The organism is Thermogemmatispora sp., assembly GCF_042408735.1.
Taxonomy (GTDB): domain Bacteria; phylum Chloroflexota; class Ktedonobacteria; order Ktedonobacterales; family Ktedonobacteraceae; genus Thermogemmatispora.
The window spans coordinates 1-14829 of sequence record NZ_JBHOQV010000019.1 but is presented as its reverse complement, the minus strand read 5'-3'; the positions used below and the strand labels follow the sequence as shown (position 1 = coordinate 14829).

17 protein-coding genes are annotated in these 14829 nt (G+C 63.0%); all 17 read left to right on the top strand.

Annotation, left to right across the window (positions count from 1 at the left end; all coding sequences use genetic code 11):
• The first annotated feature begins 261 nt into the window (after window positions 1-261).
• The 17 genes from ACFMO7_RS01645 (at window position 262) to ACFMO7_RS01565 (ending at window position 14745) form a co-directional block, all read left to right on the top strand.
• A complete protein-coding gene (locus ACFMO7_RS01645) occupies window positions 262-492 on the top strand; it encodes a hypothetical protein (RefSeq protein WP_376793799.1) in 231 nt (76 codons plus the stop codon).
• A 159-nt stretch (window positions 493-651) separates the two neighbouring features.
• Window positions 652-870 carry a hypothetical protein gene (locus tag ACFMO7_RS01640; RefSeq protein ID WP_376793798.1) on the top strand — a complete coding sequence of 73 codons (219 nt, stop codon included), beginning with the start codon at window positions 652-654 and terminating at the stop codon, window positions 868-870.
• A gap of 205 nt (window positions 871-1075) precedes the next feature.
• Window positions 1076-1495: a hypothetical protein gene (locus tag ACFMO7_RS01635; protein WP_376793797.1), complete on the top strand. Its 420-nt coding sequence runs from the start codon at window positions 1076-1078 to the stop codon at window positions 1493-1495.
• A gap of 103 nt (window positions 1496-1598) precedes the next feature.
• Window positions 1599-1865 (top strand): hypothetical protein, encoded by a 267-nt coding sequence (locus ACFMO7_RS01630; RefSeq protein ID WP_376793796.1) that lies wholly within the window; start codon window positions 1599-1601, stop codon window positions 1863-1865.
• A 1-nt stretch (window position 1866) separates the two neighbouring features.
• On the top strand, window positions 1867-2778 hold the full coding sequence (locus tag ACFMO7_RS01625) for a hypothetical protein (protein ID WP_376793795.1): 912 nt from the start codon (window positions 1867-1869) through the stop codon (window positions 2776-2778).
• A 31-nt stretch (window positions 2779-2809) separates the two neighbouring features.
• On the top strand, window positions 2810-3313 hold the full coding sequence (locus ACFMO7_RS01620) for a hypothetical protein (RefSeq protein ID WP_376793794.1): 504 nt from the start codon (window positions 2810-2812) through the stop codon (window positions 3311-3313).
• A gap of 198 nt (window positions 3314-3511) precedes the next feature.
• Window positions 3512-3793 carry a hypothetical protein gene (locus tag ACFMO7_RS01615; RefSeq protein ID WP_376793793.1) on the top strand — a complete coding sequence of 94 codons (282 nt, stop codon included), beginning with the start codon at window positions 3512-3514 and terminating at the stop codon, window positions 3791-3793.
• Between the two features lie 124 nt (window positions 3794-3917).
• Window positions 3918-4283: a hypothetical protein gene (locus ACFMO7_RS01610; RefSeq protein ID WP_376793792.1), complete on the top strand. Its 366-nt coding sequence runs from the start codon at window positions 3918-3920 to the stop codon at window positions 4281-4283.
• A 236-nt stretch (window positions 4284-4519) separates the two neighbouring features.
• The gene (locus tag ACFMO7_RS01605; protein WP_376793791.1) at window positions 4520-4870 is read left to right on the top strand and encodes a hypothetical protein; all 351 of its coding nucleotides are present in this window, start codon (window positions 4520-4522) and stop codon (window positions 4868-4870) included.
• A 77-nt stretch (window positions 4871-4947) separates the two neighbouring features.
• Entirely contained in the window at window positions 4948-5781 is an 834-nt protein-coding gene (locus ACFMO7_RS01600) for a hypothetical protein (protein ID WP_376793790.1), read from the top strand.
• Window positions 5782-5850: 69 nt separating this feature from the next.
• On the top strand, window positions 5851-6021 hold the full coding sequence (locus tag ACFMO7_RS01595; RefSeq protein WP_376793789.1) for a hypothetical protein: 171 nt from the start codon (window positions 5851-5853) through the stop codon (window positions 6019-6021).
• Window positions 6018-7808 carry a DUF3987 domain-containing protein gene (locus tag ACFMO7_RS01590; protein WP_376793788.1) on the top strand — a complete coding sequence of 597 codons (1791 nt, stop codon included), beginning with the start codon at window positions 6018-6020 and terminating at the stop codon, window positions 7806-7808. The genes ACFMO7_RS01595 and ACFMO7_RS01590 overlap by 4 nt, the downstream gene beginning before the upstream one ends.
• 1207 nt (window positions 7809-9015) lie before the next feature.
• The gene (locus ACFMO7_RS01585) at window positions 9016-11814 is read left to right on the top strand and encodes a DNA polymerase (RefSeq protein WP_376793787.1); all 2799 of its coding nucleotides are present in this window, start codon (window positions 9016-9018) and stop codon (window positions 11812-11814) included.
• Window positions 11811-12509 (top strand): hypothetical protein, encoded by a 699-nt coding sequence (locus ACFMO7_RS01580; RefSeq protein WP_376793786.1) that lies wholly within the window; start codon window positions 11811-11813, stop codon window positions 12507-12509. Before ACFMO7_RS01585 ends, ACFMO7_RS01580 begins: the two co-directional genes overlap by 4 nt.
• Window positions 12510-12557: 48 nt before the next feature.
• Complete coding sequence (locus tag ACFMO7_RS01575) at window positions 12558-12989, top strand: hypothetical protein (protein ID WP_376793785.1); 432 nt, start codon at window positions 12558-12560, stop codon at window positions 12987-12989.
• Between the two features lie 246 nt (window positions 12990-13235).
• Window positions 13236-13511: a helix-turn-helix domain-containing protein gene (locus tag ACFMO7_RS01570; protein ID WP_376793784.1), complete on the top strand. Its 276-nt coding sequence runs from the start codon at window positions 13236-13238 to the stop codon at window positions 13509-13511.
• Between the two features lie 61 nt (window positions 13512-13572).
• Complete coding sequence (locus ACFMO7_RS01565; protein WP_376793783.1) at window positions 13573-14745, top strand: tyrosine-type recombinase/integrase; 1173 nt, start codon at window positions 13573-13575, stop codon at window positions 14743-14745.
• Window positions 14746-14829 lie beyond the last annotated feature (84 nt).

The following is a 14829-nucleotide window of genomic DNA, read 5'->3' as shown; positions in this document are numbered from 1 at the left end:
GGCGCTGCCGACTTTCAGTATCCTCAAGCGGATCGGGCCCTTGCAACATGATCGCCGCGGGGACATATGGAAGCGCGCTGGAGCCCCAGCGCTTCTGGAAGCCCCTCCCGAGCTGGGCAATACGCTTCGCCGCCCAGACGGAGTGCCCTCACTTTGAGGTGCTTTCTGGGGAGCAGGCGTTTGCGCTCCTGGTCGAGAGCCTCTAGTTCTTTCCTTTTCTTTCCTTCCCTTCCTTCTTCCCTCGTTCGATAGGAGGTAGGTATGTCTGCCTCTTCTACGGATGGAGGCCGTCTCCTCATTGCCATGCTGCAGCAGTATCAGGCCGAACTTGGCACCTACGCCCTGCTAGGCCAGGCGCCTGAGGCAATGAAAACTCTCGGAGACCAATTTGATGCAGGGACAAGCCTGGAGGAAATTATCCAATGTCTCGTGGCCCAGGACTTGGCCCGGCAGGTGGAAGCGCGCCGGGCCAAGCGAGCCACCAGGCCCTGATCAGTGCAGTGATGTCAAGGGCACGCTGACAGGCCGCCAACCAAACAGCGTGTCCTCGGCCCAACCAGGCTGGGCTGGCCCAGCTCCAGGATACCACAGGCGCCGCCGCGGCGCAACCCCACTGAGCGAGCTAGCCCGGCCTGACGAAGGAGTCAGGTTATGGAGAAAGAGAACAAGAAACTGGTCATTTGCGCGCAATGTGGTGAGGTTGCCGACACCATGGAGTTCTGCGATCTGTGCAGAAAGCCCATGTGTGCGAAGTGTCTCGTGGAAGATTATTCCGGGAATGTGTCGGATCTGCAGGAACCCGAGATTCGACATGCCATCTGTGTTGCATACTTTACGCCGCAGCGAGCGCGTGGGAAAGGGGGGCGCTGATGTCGATCCTGCGCGCCCGAGTGGGCGCAGCCTGTCAAGAACCCGGATGCACGCGGACCAGTGGCCTCCGTTGCTGTTCCAGGTGTGCCCAGCACTTTTGCTGGGCACATCGCATTGAGCCGGCGGATGTGCCTCCACCCCGCCCGGTGATCTGTCTTTCCTGTGCCGCCAGGCTTGGCCTCCTGGGAGGTGAAGGGAGGCCGCCATGCGGGTGATGCAGCAGGTGAGACGCGTCGTCCTGGTGGTGGTGCGTGCTTCCTCCGGCCCTCCCCGCACCTGGCCAGTTCTGTTGCTCAACCGGGGACACTCCCTCTCGCTGCCCGCAGGCACCCTGATGATCCCTGGCTACGACTCGGCTCGCACGGCGTACGCACAGCTTCGCCAGTTGTGCGAGCCACAGCCTGGTCAGCGGCTGTGGCTCCTTGGTTACTGGGCGCCAGACGCAGTCTACCTTGCTCTACTGCCTGCTTCACCAGTGTGCCTGCTCCATTCGCAAGCCAACTGGTGGACACGGGAACAGGTGAGAAGCATCCGCATGCCAGAGGAGCAGAGGGCATGGGTGCAGCGGGCGTGGACCTGGCTGGAGGATGGTGGTCACGAGCGCCACCCCCTGGTTTTTGGATAACACCGTCTCGGAGTGTGTCTCGTCTGCTGCTGGCGGCGACACCGATCCCCGCCGCCAGCAGCAAGCAGCCAATCAGTTCGTCGGTAGACGAAAGGAGGAAGAGATGACTCAGAAGCATCCAGTGGCCCCGACGCAGCAAGATCGGGAGAAGCTACAGCAATTGCGGCAGTATATCTTGCAGGAGGCTTCTCAAGCATCGGCATTCATGGCATCCGTGTGGGAGGATCTGCATCGCGCGGTCGCGCGGGGCTATCTGCGTGCGGAGAAAGCGCTCGCGCGCGCTGAGCGCTCGGCGGTGTTAGCAACGGCGAGGGCGGCCCGTCGTGGCGGTTCAGCACCTTCGCCTGCGTCGGCCGAGCAGGAGGAGTAGCATGGCTGAGCCAGTTCCGCTGCCCCTGCCGTCGGGTCCCCCGGGGAAAGAACCGACGTCCCAGCCCCTCCCACAGCCCCTCCCACCGGAGACGCCCTCGACGGGGGAGGAGCTGGCCGATCCGGTCGCCCGCTATCGGGTACTCATCGAGCGGTTTGATGATGACTATGAACCGACAGTGGGACGACTGATCCGGCAGTCCCTGCTGCTGCTGGCCTATCTGGCCCCGGTGATCGTGGCCTGTTTTGTAGGACTTGAACTTGGGGATGCCTTTGCCGGGACGGAGTGGACCACGTTCTTCAGTATTGGCACGCATCTGGCATGCTTGGTCGCCGAGCTGCTGACTGGTGGCCTGGTATTGGGATGTATGCACCTGCTGCGTCGCGTTCACTCGGAGCCAGGACTGGCACCGCTGCTGGCTGCGAGTCTAGCCGTATTGGTGGTGCTGTGTAGCTGCTCCTCGCTGGCGCTCTGGTGGCTCCTCTCGCTGAAAGATTCCACAATCCCAGGACCGGTGGTGGCCTCGCGTGTGCTCCTGCCGCCGCTCATTGATACTGCATCGCTACTGACAATCACGGCGCTCAATTCTCAGAGTCTGGCGCGCTATCTGCTTGTATTGCAGCGCAAGGAGGAAGCGATCCGCGCGCTGGCAGAGGCGGAGCTGCGGATGCGCGAGGCGGAGCAGGCGGCTCGCAACCGCCAGCGAGAATATGAGGAGTACCGAGAGATGCGACAAAGGAACGAGGAGATTCTGCTCCAGATGCTCGAGATTCAGTCTCGTGGCGCGCTCACGGTTCTGGAGCGGCAGGTCCGCGAGCTGGCGGAGCGCGGCCCATCGCAACCGCCAGTCCGCGAGCGAGACCTATCCCCACTGTCATTGATGCCGCCGGCTCGGCATCCCACGCGGCAGTAAGCTCGCCCTGAAGGAAGGAGGCAGATAGGAAGTGAAGATGAAGCCGGAACAGCTCAGAGCGTTGCTGATCGCGCAGGCGCCGAGGATCCCGTACCGCATCCTCGATGAGGGGCAGGCCATCGTGACCCACTGGGGTCAGCGTGCGACGCTCTTTCTAACGCGGTCCGCGGAGTACTGGGCGCTGCGGACGCGCCCAGATCCCAGCAGCGTCCTCGTCATCTGTTGGGAGCACAACGCCTATCTGCCCTGCCCAGTGTTCTCGCTAAGCGAGGGATACAGCTACGATCCATTCTCGCCGCCGACCTGGTTCGACTTCCACCACAAGCGGACAAAGCGCACTGCTCCGGTCTTCCGGAGCGCGCTCCTTACAGGGATACAAGAAGCCTATGAGCAACTTGCTGCCCTGCCGCGGAGCACGAGGCAGCGCTATCTGCGATCACTCGCTTCGCGGGGTCGACCCCGCGAAGCGAAGTGGTCGAAAGTGAACCAGAAGTGGTCCGAAAGGGAACCAGAAGTCAACCAGAAGTGTACCTGAAGGAAGCCGAGGCAGCCCTCGTGCGCCACGAGAGAGCCTGGTAGAAGCGAGGTTCCTCTTCCTTTTCTTCCCTTTCTTTGCCCTTTCAGGATGGAAAGCGGGAGAGAGCATGTGGTCTCTCCGCGGGTGGTGCCATGTGGTTCTCCGCAGGGTTCTGTTCTTCCATGGTCGTCCCTTCAGCACGCAAAGGAGTGTCCTATGCGTCAACGTCTTCCTTTCTTCCCCCACCCGCCAGCATCCAGCCGGACGATCAGCGGGTGGATGTGTGTGTGTCTCTGGGTGCTGGCAGTGCTGCTCAACGGGTTGATCCTGATGAAGAGCTGGCAGCCTCCGTCGTGGCGTGCCTGGGTGCAGGACGAGATCGTGGTGGGAGGTTTGATCAGCGCGGCCCTGCTCCTGGCCTGGTGGCGGCGTACACAGATCTGGCTGATTGGAGCCTTGCTCTTGATTGGAGCCTTGCTCTTGGCCTCGTGGCTGTAGCCCGGATGTCCCGCGGGGCTTGTCACCGTCGAGGATCCCCTGCCGGTCTCCGTATGCCGGTCTCCGTACCGGCAGGGGATCCTCGACGGGATGTGCTGCATCAAGCGCAGCACTGGAGGCACGTATGAAGATCTCTGCGCAGCCAGGCGCGCCGACCCGCCCCGAGCGGGGTTGGTCCGCGCTGGTCCCACGGCGGCCACGGCGCGCCAGTGTCCATCGACTGCTCATGCAGGAAGGGTATCAGCTCGCGTTTTGGTTGCCGGCCTTCCGAGAGCCGTGTCTGCCGGCCCAATACCATTATCGCGATGCCACAGGGACCGAAGTGATCTGGCTGGCAGGTCCCGATCCGGTGTTAAGAGAACAGGACCCAAGCACACCAGCGCATCGCAGCCGGTTCTGGGTCTATGCCAACCGTCGTGATCCGCGCCGGGCGGACGAGATCCGGGAACGACTCCGGCGCGCATGGGGTGTCCTGTGGAAGCCGACATGAACTGCCAAGGAGGTGAAAATGATGAGTCTGTGGGATGTTCTACTTGTTATTGCTCCACTAGCACTGCTGCTGCTTATGTCCTGGATCTTGTGGCGTCCGCGTTCGCGCTAGCGTTCGTGGGAGTGCTCTACAAAACGGGTTAGGTGGAGCGGAGGGAGAGCCAGTCCGATGCGGCTGGCAAGCTTGCCTCGCTCGGTTCAGTATCGCCAAATCAGTATAACCAAAGGAGGATGTCTATGACATCTGATCGCTCTGTCTGGCAAAGCCCCTCGTCAGAGGAACCAAGAGGGTCGGCCTTTGTTGCTCGGAGTAGTAGCAATGGGCCTAGATTCCTGTCGAGGGTAAGAATCAGAACGCTTTCCTGCGCCGAGTTACGCAATCACCTCCGAGTCTTGCGTGATCTGGTTGTGCGGAAACAACAGCGAGAGCTGGCATACCTCCAGCGTCGCGCAGCCAAAGGGATCCGGACGCCTACAGACGAGGTGTACGAGGGCGATCAAGATCTCCTGCTGGCAATCAGCGACGCGCTGAGCTTTTTTGATGAGACCGTAGACCTGCTCTTTATGGAGGTTCCAGGAGAGGAGTAGTGATCCCTGGACAGGGCATAGCTCGAGGTGCTCGCCTGGCTGGAAGCCCAGGCGACCTTCCTGAAAGGAGACATGACATGAACCAGCAGAGCCTGTCGGCCCTCCTGACTGATCTCCAATCGCTCAAAACGCAACTGGAGCAACTGGAACAGCAGCTCCCCATCCTCCTCGGGCATCCACCGATTTCCCCACTGGACCCGGCTACCGTGCTCCAGCTCCAACAGGAGCAGCGACGTGTGGGGCGGCTGCTGGACGAGTTCCGCGACTCGGTTCGGTTCTTCTCGGAGCAGTATCAGCGATCCTTCCTCCTTCCAAACTGGCAAGAGATGCGCTGGGCGCGTGCTACCCTGGCCCTACACCCCCTCTTTCTGGAGGTCGATACGACTGGTCTGCACAAGCAAGCTGATGTTATCCGGCTCTTCCTGCTGGAGGCGGACGGAACGGTTCGGTTTGACTCCCTGGTGCGTCCGCAACGGCCTCCAACGGAGGAAGCGCTCTTCTACAACGGATTGCTGGCCAGCAGCCTCGAGACGGCGCCCGAGGCTGCGGACGTGTGGCCAGCGTTTCTGGCGGCCCTGGAGGGGCGGTTCATTGTGGGGTATAGCGTCGGGTGGGATCTCGAGCAGCTTGACCGACTGTGCCTGCAAGGAGGCCTCCCTCCTGCCCCCATCGTGGCCGTGGATTTGCAGGAGCACGCCGCTCGCTATCTCGAAGGCTGGCGCTACCCACGGCTTGCCACCCTGTGCCGTCATCTGGGGCATCCTCTCCCAGAGCATCCCCAACAGACAGCCCACGATCGTGCGCGTGGGCAACTTCTTATCTTAACCGCCATGGCAGAGGGTCGTGGAGTATATTCCTCCGAAGCCGTCGAGACGGACTTGGAGGATCTGGACGACACCCAGCCATTCTGATGAGGTGGAGGGGACCACAAGGAACCAGTGTCCTGGTGGTCCTCTCCACGGAGAGAAAGGAGCCATCAGATGAGCCTAGACCCCCTGGAGGAACTGGCCTCGTTGGCCCGTACTGTTTATGAAGAAGTAGAAGAAGCACAGAGGATATGGCTGGTCCGTGATCCCGAAGGAACCGTCCGGAAGATAGAGAATATCCCGCTGCCCTGGATCCAGGAATTGCTTCTTGGGACACGACCATGACTGCAGACCTGTCGGCTGCTGACCAGGCCATGCGATGGGTGGTTCAGCGTCTCTGGCAAGGGGACGTTCCGTCCCTGCCCCCTGCGGACCAGCTTGGCGCCTGGTACCCGTTGGCACAGTTCCTGATCGAACAAGCCAACGCCAATCCAGACCAGCCGGCCTTACTGAAGACGGTGCTTGCAGCACTCTCAGAACGGGAACCCGCCATCAGGGACTGGCTTGCCGCCGTCGAACCCTCTGGCGGGGAGCAGGAGACCACAGGCCAGCGCGCCTGCCCGGTGATGCCTTCGTCCTCCGCCGATCTGGAGGAGGACGAAGGCATGCCACCCCTACCTGAAGAGGTGATCTTTCCGCCAGAGGTGAGCGCAGGGGCCTGGCCATCGCTGGATGCCTATCTGGAGTATAGCCGCCAGGCTTCTCCCGAAGCCTACGATGATTTTCACATGGCCGTCGGACTCTGGGTCTTCTCGGTGGTTGCAGCGCGCCGGATCTACTTGCCGCTGAGCAAACGGGTCTATCCCACGCTCATGGTGATCCTGGTAGGACGGCCATCCTTGTTCGCGAAGACCACGACGGCAGGGGTCGGGCGTTCGCTGCTCCAGGCCGCTGGACTGGATTGGTTGCTGCTCCCGGATCGCATCACTCCCCAGAAAATGCTGTCTGACCTTGCCATCGCGACCGTCCCGGCGGGCTACGAGGAGCTACCACCAGCGCAGCAGGAACGCCTGCAGCGCCGGTTGGCCATGCCCGGGCAACGGGGCTGGTATGTCGACGAATTTGGCAAATTCGTGCGCGCGGCCCTGCAGCCGCGCAGCACGACAGCGGATTTCATTGAGTTGCTGCTCACCCTGGAGAGCTGCCCGCTCTACTTTGAACACGCCACGTTACTGCGCGGCGGGGAAGTCATTGAGCGCCCCAGTCTGGCTGTCCTGGGGAGCATGACGCCCGCGAGTATCCGGTCGGTTGCTCGACCAGGAGCAGAAATCTGGCACGACGGCTTTCTCGCACGTTTCGCTTTCGCGGTCGCCCCCCTGCGGGAGGTGCATCAGCAAACGTTTGCCCCTCGCGAGGGGCACCCCCCACAAGCGCTTGTCCAAGCGCTGCAGAGGTGGCACGAACAGCTCGGCATCCCTGAACTGCGCCTGGATCCCCCGGAAGGCGGGTCCGCTGGCAGACATGGCGGAGGCGAGCGGCCTCGGCTGCAACGGGGGCCGTTACCGGAACACGCCTGCCAGATCAGCGAGGATGCCTACAGGAGCTATGACCGGTATCGTCGTGCCCTCCGCGAGATGCTGGCCGCCTCGCGGCAGGAGGATTTAGACGGGGCCTACGGACGACTGCCCGAACTGGCACTCAAGCTGGCCCTGCTCAACGCTTCTCTGGAAGCGGACCATCCGCGGCAGGCCCGCATCGAGCTGACCCACTGGGCTAAAGCCCAGGAGCTGGCCGAGCGCTTCCGCTTGCATCTGCATCGGCTCCACGCGCAGATGCGGACAGCCGAGGAGGCAGGAGCCACCGATCACCTGGAAGACCAGCTCCTGGCCTTCCTGTCGCGGGTCCCGGGAGAGGGGGCGACCATCCGCGACATCCAGAGGAAAGCTCCGGCGAGCGTACGACAGACCCCTGCCGCGCGCTTGCGCGAGGCACTGCACCTGCTGGTGCAGTCAGGGGAAGTGGAGCTATTACAGAGCGGCGCGCGCTTGCTCTATCGGCTCCGCGGCCATGACGGGGCCAGCGGGGAGAGGGAAGTGTCACGAGTGTCACAGGGTGTCACGCCACACTCGTGACACCTCTCAGACCGCCTGGCAAGCCGGATGAAGGGCACTTTTTGAGGGGTGTCACGAGTGTCACGCGCTGTCATGAAGAACTGGGGTCTCTCAGGGATCCACCCTGAGATCCTCCGACCTCCCCCATAGCAGGGGGTGATACTGGGATCCCTTCTCTCCTTGCAGCAGTGGGGAGAGAAGGGATCCCAAAGAGAAGAAAGAAAAAATAAACACAACAATAATAGATTTTTTTTAAGAGGGGGTGTGACTCGTGACACCCCCTCCTCTGTATCATCTCCCTGTGACACTCGTGACACTCCCCAAAATTTCCCTCTCAAGCCGCTTCTCAAGCGGCCGGAAGGGTGTCACGACGGCGACGTGACACCGCGTGACACTCGTGACACTTTTCCGAGCCAGCGTCCTGATGCAGACCAGAAAGGAGGTCTCCATGCCTGAGGCTCAAGGAGCCGTGCATCTCGCTGTTGGGACCTCTTCCCACCCACGGTCCCTGGCAGACGTGGACCTGGTGGACCTGATCACCCGCGAGACGGGGGTGTCCTTCCTCCCCCCGGTAGGAGCGGAGCAGGTTGCCAAAGGTCCTTGCCCCTGGTGTGGGGGGACGGATCGGTTTGGGATTGTCACCTCCGCCCGGCCACACCGCTTTTACTGTGGCTGGCACGGAACTGGCTGCCACCGCCGAGGCAATGCAGTAACTTTCCTGCAGGAATGGTACGGCTGGAGTCGAGCAGAAGCCGCTGCCATGCTGGGGTGCTGGGACGCCGTGGACCGGCAGCCTGCTCCCAGTGGAAGCAGGACATCCCCCGACGGGCGGGAACCGGGAGCCGCGTGTGCGCTGGCCAGTCCTCCCCCCGCGTGCTGGCAAGAGGCGGCTCGCGCCTTGGTTGACCTGGCTCAGCGCTGGCTACATTCGGAGCGAGGAGCGGGTGCACGCGCCTATCTGGCAAGGCGGGGCCTGCGAGCAGAGACGACAGACCGTCTGAAGTTTGGGTTCCTGCCAGGGGGGGTCTCGCTGGGAGAGCTGGCGCGGCCCGCGACCTGGGGACTCCCCTGGCGAGATCCCGAGCGGTCTCTGGTGCTCCCGGCAGGAATCCTGATTCCGTGGGAAGGAGAGGGGCAAATCTGGAGACTGTCAGTTCGTCGCGTGGAGCCGGCGGGGCCGGTAGGGACGGGGAAGGGTGGACCCTCCAGCAGAGGACGGTATTGGACGATGCCGGGGAGTCGAGTGTGTTTCTACGGTCTGGATGCCTTGCACGAGGGTCGCCCCATCATCCTCGTTGAAGGCGAGCTAGATGTGGCTACGCTGCTTCAAGAGGCGGACACCCTGGTCGCCCCGCTGGGGACAGGTGGGACCGCTGGAGTGCGCCACCCAGAATGGGTCACCCGCCTGCAGCGCCAGGCGGCCCCAGTGCTCGTGGCGTTCGACCATGACGCAGGGCAGGGAGACGCTGCGGCCCGCTACTGGCTGGAAGCGCTCGGGGCGCGGGCCTGGCGCTGGCGCCCAATTGGCAAGGATGTCAACGAGATGCTGCAACAGGGGCAGGATCTGCGGGCGTGGGTTGAGACCGGCGTGCGACTGGCCCAGACCGCTTGCTTGCACCAGCGGGAGGAAGCTCGCCCTGCTCCTGGGGAGGAGAAGCAGGCAGGGACCCGCGTGGCAGAGGAGCCGAACCCGGAAGCCCGTCTGACTCCAGATTCCCCCGCAGGAGCGCTCCAGCCAGGTCTCCGATCGGGAGCGCCGACCGAGCCGACCGAGCGGAAGCCTGCGATGGAGGCCATCCCCACGCCAGAGCCAGAGCGCTGCCACTGCTGCAGGGCAGAGGCGGAGTGGTCTGATCCGTACGATCGGCCCTGTTGCGGCGCGCATGTACTTCCGTGGGATCTGACCCCGCTCGTGGAGCAGGGAGTGTTCACGCGCCTGGAGGCAGCCGGCTCCTGGGAGCCGCTGGTCCGCTTTGTCCTGGAAGCCTCGTGCGCGGGGACAGGGACGTACTCCGAGGAAGAAACGGAGCGAAACGCATTTGTGGCCCTGCAGCTCTACGAACTCCAGTTGCAGATCCAGGCGGGCGCCTCGCTGGGTATTGATTGTGAGACCACAGGTCTCTCGCCCCGACGAGATCGGCTGATCACGGTCACCTTCGGCCAGCCTGGGCGTATCTTCCTGCTCGACCTGCGCCCGTTCTGGACGTGGCCCGACCCAGAGCAAGCGCGCTGGAAGCGGGAGATCCAGACCCTCTTTGTCCTGCTTGCCCAGGCGGCGGCACCGCAACACCCGCTCACCTGGGTGGGCCACAATCTGAAATTCGACCTGCAGTTCCTGGCCGAGCAGCTTGGGGTGCTGTTGATCCCACGAGGGACGTCCAACACGACGGTGAGACCCCACGACACGATGCTGGTCGAGCAGGTCCTGCAGAATGGGCGGGCGTCTGGGTCGGTCTCGCTCGAAGCGGTCGCCTCCCGCTATGGGTTGGCCGTCAGCAAAGCGGAGCGTCCCTGGTTCGTGGGGCTGGACCAGCGCCCGGCCTGGAGAGAGCCGCTTCCAGAAGACCAGCAGCGCTACCTGGTCCAGGATGTGCTGCTCCCGCTGGAGATCATGGCCCGACAGCTTCCCCAGATCCGGCAGGAGCGCGTGGAACGTGTCGTGGAGCTAGAGATGGAGGCGCTCCCGGCGGTCGCCGAGATGGAGCGTCATGGGGTCTGCATTGACCAGGAGTCCTGGCAGGCGTGCTCCAGGGCCGTCCAGGAGGAGCTGGCGCGGCAGGAGGTGGAGCTGACGCGCTCGCTGGGCGAGGTCTGGAGCCGCTGGCAGGCGTCGCAGCCACCCCGAATCCCCGTCGCCAACCCGGCACGGGTCTACCAGCCAGCCCTGGAAGCGCTGGTACCCCCGTCCGCCCCGGCGCCAGCGAGGGCGGACGCCTTCTCCCTGCATTCGCTCGAGCAGGTGCGAGTCGTGCTCTCGGTGATCTGCGGCACGCCGATCGAAGCAACCAGGGAGGAAGCTCTTGCCCCCTACGCCGACCGTCCAGACGTCCGCCACTACCTCGCCTGGAAGAAGCTGCAGCACTTTCACACGACCTTTGGAGAGGAATTTCTACGGTATGTGGAAGCCGATGGGCGCATCCATGCCGACTTCAGGCAACTGGGGGCACGCTCCGGGCGGCTGATCTGCCAGCGGCCCAATCTCCAACAACTCCCCCGTCGCCCGCTGCTGGGAACGGTGGTGGGGGAGGGAGACCTGCGGCGGTGCATTGTGGCGCCCCCAGGGGCCAAACTGGTGACGGCAGATCTCTCGAATATTGAGCTGCGCATCCTGGCGGAAGTCAGCCAGGATGCGCAGTTGTTGGCAGCCTTCGCGGCTGGCAAGGATGTACACAGCGAAACGGCCCGCCTGGTCTTTGGCTTGCCGGAGGGGACTGACCCACGACAGGAGCGCTGGGGCCAGAGTTGCCTCAGCCTGCGCGAGATTGCCAAGACCATCAATTTTGGCTTGATTTACGGCATGGGACCAGCGAGCCTGGCTCAGCGGATCGGCGTCTCCCTGGAGGAAGCGCGTCAGCTCATGCGCCGGTTCGCCGCGCAGTACCCCAGGCTGGACGCCTGGGTCAGGCAGGCCAGTCGCCAGGCACTGCGGCAGGGTGTATCGCGGTCATTGGGCGGGCGGCCTCGCTGGTTCCCCGAGCAGGAGCGTCGGACTGCCAACCGCGCTGCGCTGGAACGGGCGGCGCGCAACCATCCCATTCAAGGGACCAATGCGGACATCCTCAAGCGGGCCCTGGCGCTGCTGTGGCAGCGCCTCCCGCCTGGAGTGGTCGTGGTGCTGGCAGTGCATGATGAAATCGTGCTGGAATGCCCGGAGGACCGCGTGGAGGAAGCGAGCCAGGTGCTGCGGGAGACGCTGCGAGCCGCCTGTAAGGACTTTCTCAAGACCGTTGAGGTCCCAGAACCAGAGGTGGTGGTGGCCCCCTGGTGGAGTAAGGAGGGCCACCCACAAGGAAAGGAGACCCAATGAGCGCATCCTACCAACGAGTACAGGAAGACCGGCGGGAGGCTGCTGCCCTAGTGCGGGAGCGCCAATGGAGTAGGCGCATGCTCATCCCCGCCGGATACGGCAACCCGCTTCATCGGCGTGCCATTCCCCGGCTCCTGGCTGAGCTCCCACAAGCCCGGATCGTGGATATCCGCCTGTCCGCGCGGACCGCGATCCCCGGATGGAGCGGAGCTGCGCTTCACCGGCGCTGGGGGCCGCGCTATCTCCACCTGCCAAAGCTTGGCAACAGGGTCTACCGACAGCCGGGGCGGATCCAGGTGGCAGACCTGGAAGGAGGGGTGAAGGACCTCCTGCGGCTCCTGGATTCCCACCAGGTACTCTTGCTGCTCTGCGGGTGCGCTGCGTACGAGCGGTGCCATCGCCGCCTGATTTGCGAGCATGTGTCTGCGCGCGATCCTTCCCTGCGGGTCTGGCAGCCAGAGCAAGTGCTAGAGGAGCTGCAGGCTTCAGTTGGCCGGAACGCGCGGGCGCCTGAAGCGGAAGGACCGCGCGAGTGGTACTGGATCGTCACGCCCAACTGGCAAGGGTATGACCAGCTCACTCCAAGCGAGGCAGAAGAAGAACGGCGGGCAGGACGCGCCGTCCGAAAAGAACTCCCTCCCTGGGTTCCTGGGATTCGAGTCGGAGGGGCCGCCGCCTATGATGACGACGCCTAGCCAGACGCCTCTCAGATACAGGCGCGTTCCGAGCAAGGAGCAACGATCATGGACCAGGCAGCCTGCAGTTCAGAACTCCTCGCCCGCGCGAGAGCCGTCGGCGGCGACCGACTGGCTGCCCTCGTTGAGCGCCTGGCGCAATGGCTGCCCGAAGGGGCGCTCATGGAAGTGGTGACCTGTGTGGAGGACGTGCGAGCAGTCTGGCGAGCGGAGATCCTGGAGCGCCTCAGCGCCGAGGAGGCGTTGCAGATCCTGGCGCGGGAAACACGACGCCTGCTGGCAACGCTACCGCCAGACCCGCGTGGAGAGGCACTGGTCGCCCTGGTCTGGGAGATCGAGCAGGGACAGCTCCCCCGGCTCAGCGCGGACCTGGAGGTCCCAGAATCCCCCCCCAGAGGGAGGAAGAGGAGGCAGTGGGCGACGGCGGTGGCTTCTCTGTGGGAGGGGGTGACCGAGACCACAGAAGAAGGCTCCTGCTGAGAATCTCTCCGTGTTCCTCTCCCAGACGGATCTTCTTCCCCATGCTTCCAGGGAATGCTGCTCCCCTGAAAGCATGCTACCCAGACGAGCATTTCCCCCCTCTGCCACATGCGGTAGCCCTCCGACTGCTGAAGGAACGGTGCCGGATGGAGATCGCTCCTGCAGTTGAGAGGACCTCGCCCGGGCGAGGTTCACAGGCGGCCCGAAGCAAATTGCCAGACGATCGAAAGGAAAGGAGGTTCAAAGATGATGTATCTGACCAACGAACCTGTTGAGGAGACAGGAGTCGAGGCTTCCCCGGAGCGGCCAGTCCTGCCGCTGCTCACCATCAAGGATGTGATGCGCGAGCTTCAGCTCGCGCGATCCTCGGTTGAAGCCCTGATCCGGGAAGGACTGCCGGTGATCCGGTTCGGGCGCGCGATCCGTGTCAATCGACAGTCACTAGAGCAGTGGGTGAAAGAGCGGGAGCGGCGTCAACAGCAGATGCGCGCTATCTCCCAAGTACCGTGGGCTAGCAAGTAAGTCGACCTCAGGCCACTTCCTCGTGCAGAGGAGGAGGTGGCCTGAGAAGGATGCGTGAGACATGGCCAGACGAAAGCGAGCGAATGGAGAAGGCTCGATCTATCGCCTGAAAGATGGGCGCTGGGTCGGCAGTATTTCGCTGCCGGATGGACGACGCAAAGTGTTCTACGGGCGAAGGCAGGCGGAGGTAGTTTCCAAGGTGAACGAAGCCCTCCAGCAGCTTCGCCAGGGGACCTTTCCCCTCGGTCCCACAATGCTCCTGAGAGACTACCTGAACCGGTGGCTGGAAGAAGTAGTCAGGCCAACTGTTCGCCTCAGCACCTATGTCAAGTATCAAAAGCTCATCAAAACCCATATTGTACCAGCCTTGGGAGACATGGCCATCCAGAAACTGACGCCCTACCAGGTGCAAGCATTCTACTCTCTGCTGCGGACGAAGAAGCGTCTTTCTAGCAAGATGATCCATCTCATCCATGGGGTGCTTCATCATGCGCTCGCGATAGCGGTCCAGTGGAACCTCATCGCACGCAATGTCTGCGATGCCCTGGTGCTCCCGCGGCTGGAAGAGCCGCCACCCAGAGCGTTGACCCTGGAGGAGGCCCGACGTCTGATGGCCAGTGTGACCGGGCATCGCTTCTATTGTCTGTTGCTCTTCGCGCTGACCACAGGAATGAGGAGAGGGGAGCTCTTGGCATTGCGCTGGGCCGATGTCGATCTAGAGCGGGGAAGCTTGCGGGTGCTCAGGACGGTCGACTATCTTCCTCATTACGGATTTGTGGAGGAGCGCCCGAAGACCCGGAAGAGCCGCAGGAACATCTTGCTGGCCCCGGTGGTCATCGAAGCGTTACGGCAGCATCGGAAGGAACAAGAGCAGTTACGAGCGCAGGTGGGAGAGGCATGGGTAGAAAAGGATTTGGTCTTCACGAACCTGTGGGGAGATTACCTGAGTCCGAACGCCTTGCTGAAGGCGTTTGCCAGGCTGATCAAGCAGGCGGGCTTGAGGCCGATCCGATTTCATGATCTCCGTCATAGCACGGCCAGCATCCTGATGACCCTGGGGATTCACCCGAAAGTGATCCAGGAGTTACTCGGGCATAGCACCATCCAACTGACGTTGGATACCTACACAGAAGTCTTACCGAACATTCAGCGGGCGGTGGTTGAGAAATGGCAGGAGGTGTTCAACCAGCAGGGGGAGGAAGAGGCGAAGGGAGGAGGGGAATTGCCGGAGTAGGCAGGAAGTTGCTACACGGTTGCTATCTGGAGAGGAAAGCCAAAATCGAGGCCGCTTCGGAAGCGGCCTCGATTGGTGGAGATG

Coding starts and splice junctions, on each gene's coding strand:
- ACFMO7_RS01645 (WP_376793799.1), top strand. CDS start 262: ATGTCTGCCTCTTCTACGGATGGAGGCCGTCTCCTCATTGCCATGCTG.
- ACFMO7_RS01640 (WP_376793798.1), top strand. CDS start 652: ATGGAGAAAGAGAACAAGAAACTGGTCATTTGCGCGCAATGTGGTGAG.
- ACFMO7_RS01635 (WP_376793797.1), top strand. CDS start 1,076: ATGCGGGTGATGCAGCAGGTGAGACGCGTCGTCCTGGTGGTGGTGCGT.
- ACFMO7_RS01630 (WP_376793796.1), top strand. CDS start 1,599: ATGACTCAGAAGCATCCAGTGGCCCCGACGCAGCAAGATCGGGAGAAG.
- ACFMO7_RS01625 (WP_376793795.1), top strand. CDS start 1,867: ATGGCTGAGCCAGTTCCGCTGCCCCTGCCGTCGGGTCCCCCGGGGAAA.
- ACFMO7_RS01615 (WP_376793793.1), top strand. CDS start 3,512: ATGCGTCAACGTCTTCCTTTCTTCCCCCACCCGCCAGCATCCAGCCGG.
- ACFMO7_RS01610 (WP_376793792.1), top strand. CDS start 3,918: ATGAAGATCTCTGCGCAGCCAGGCGCGCCGACCCGCCCCGAGCGGGGT.
- ACFMO7_RS01605 (WP_376793791.1), top strand. CDS start 4,520: ATGACATCTGATCGCTCTGTCTGGCAAAGCCCCTCGTCAGAGGAACCA.
- ACFMO7_RS01600 (WP_376793790.1), top strand. CDS start 4,948: ATGAACCAGCAGAGCCTGTCGGCCCTCCTGACTGATCTCCAATCGCTC.
- ACFMO7_RS01595 (WP_376793789.1), top strand. CDS start 5,851: ATGAGCCTAGACCCCCTGGAGGAACTGGCCTCGTTGGCCCGTACTGTT.
- ACFMO7_RS01590 (WP_376793788.1), top strand. CDS start 6,018: ATGACTGCAGACCTGTCGGCTGCTGACCAGGCCATGCGATGGGTGGTT.
- ACFMO7_RS01585 (WP_376793787.1), top strand. CDS start 9,016: ATGCCGGGGAGTCGAGTGTGTTTCTACGGTCTGGATGCCTTGCACGAG.
- ACFMO7_RS01580 (WP_376793786.1), top strand. CDS start 11,811: ATGAGCGCATCCTACCAACGAGTACAGGAAGACCGGCGGGAGGCTGCT.
- ACFMO7_RS01575 (WP_376793785.1), top strand. CDS start 12,558: ATGGACCAGGCAGCCTGCAGTTCAGAACTCCTCGCCCGCGCGAGAGCC.
- ACFMO7_RS01570 (WP_376793784.1), top strand. CDS start 13,236: ATGATGTATCTGACCAACGAACCTGTTGAGGAGACAGGAGTCGAGGCT.
- ACFMO7_RS01565 (WP_376793783.1), top strand. CDS start 13,573: ATGGCCAGACGAAAGCGAGCGAATGGAGAAGGCTCGATCTATCGCCTG.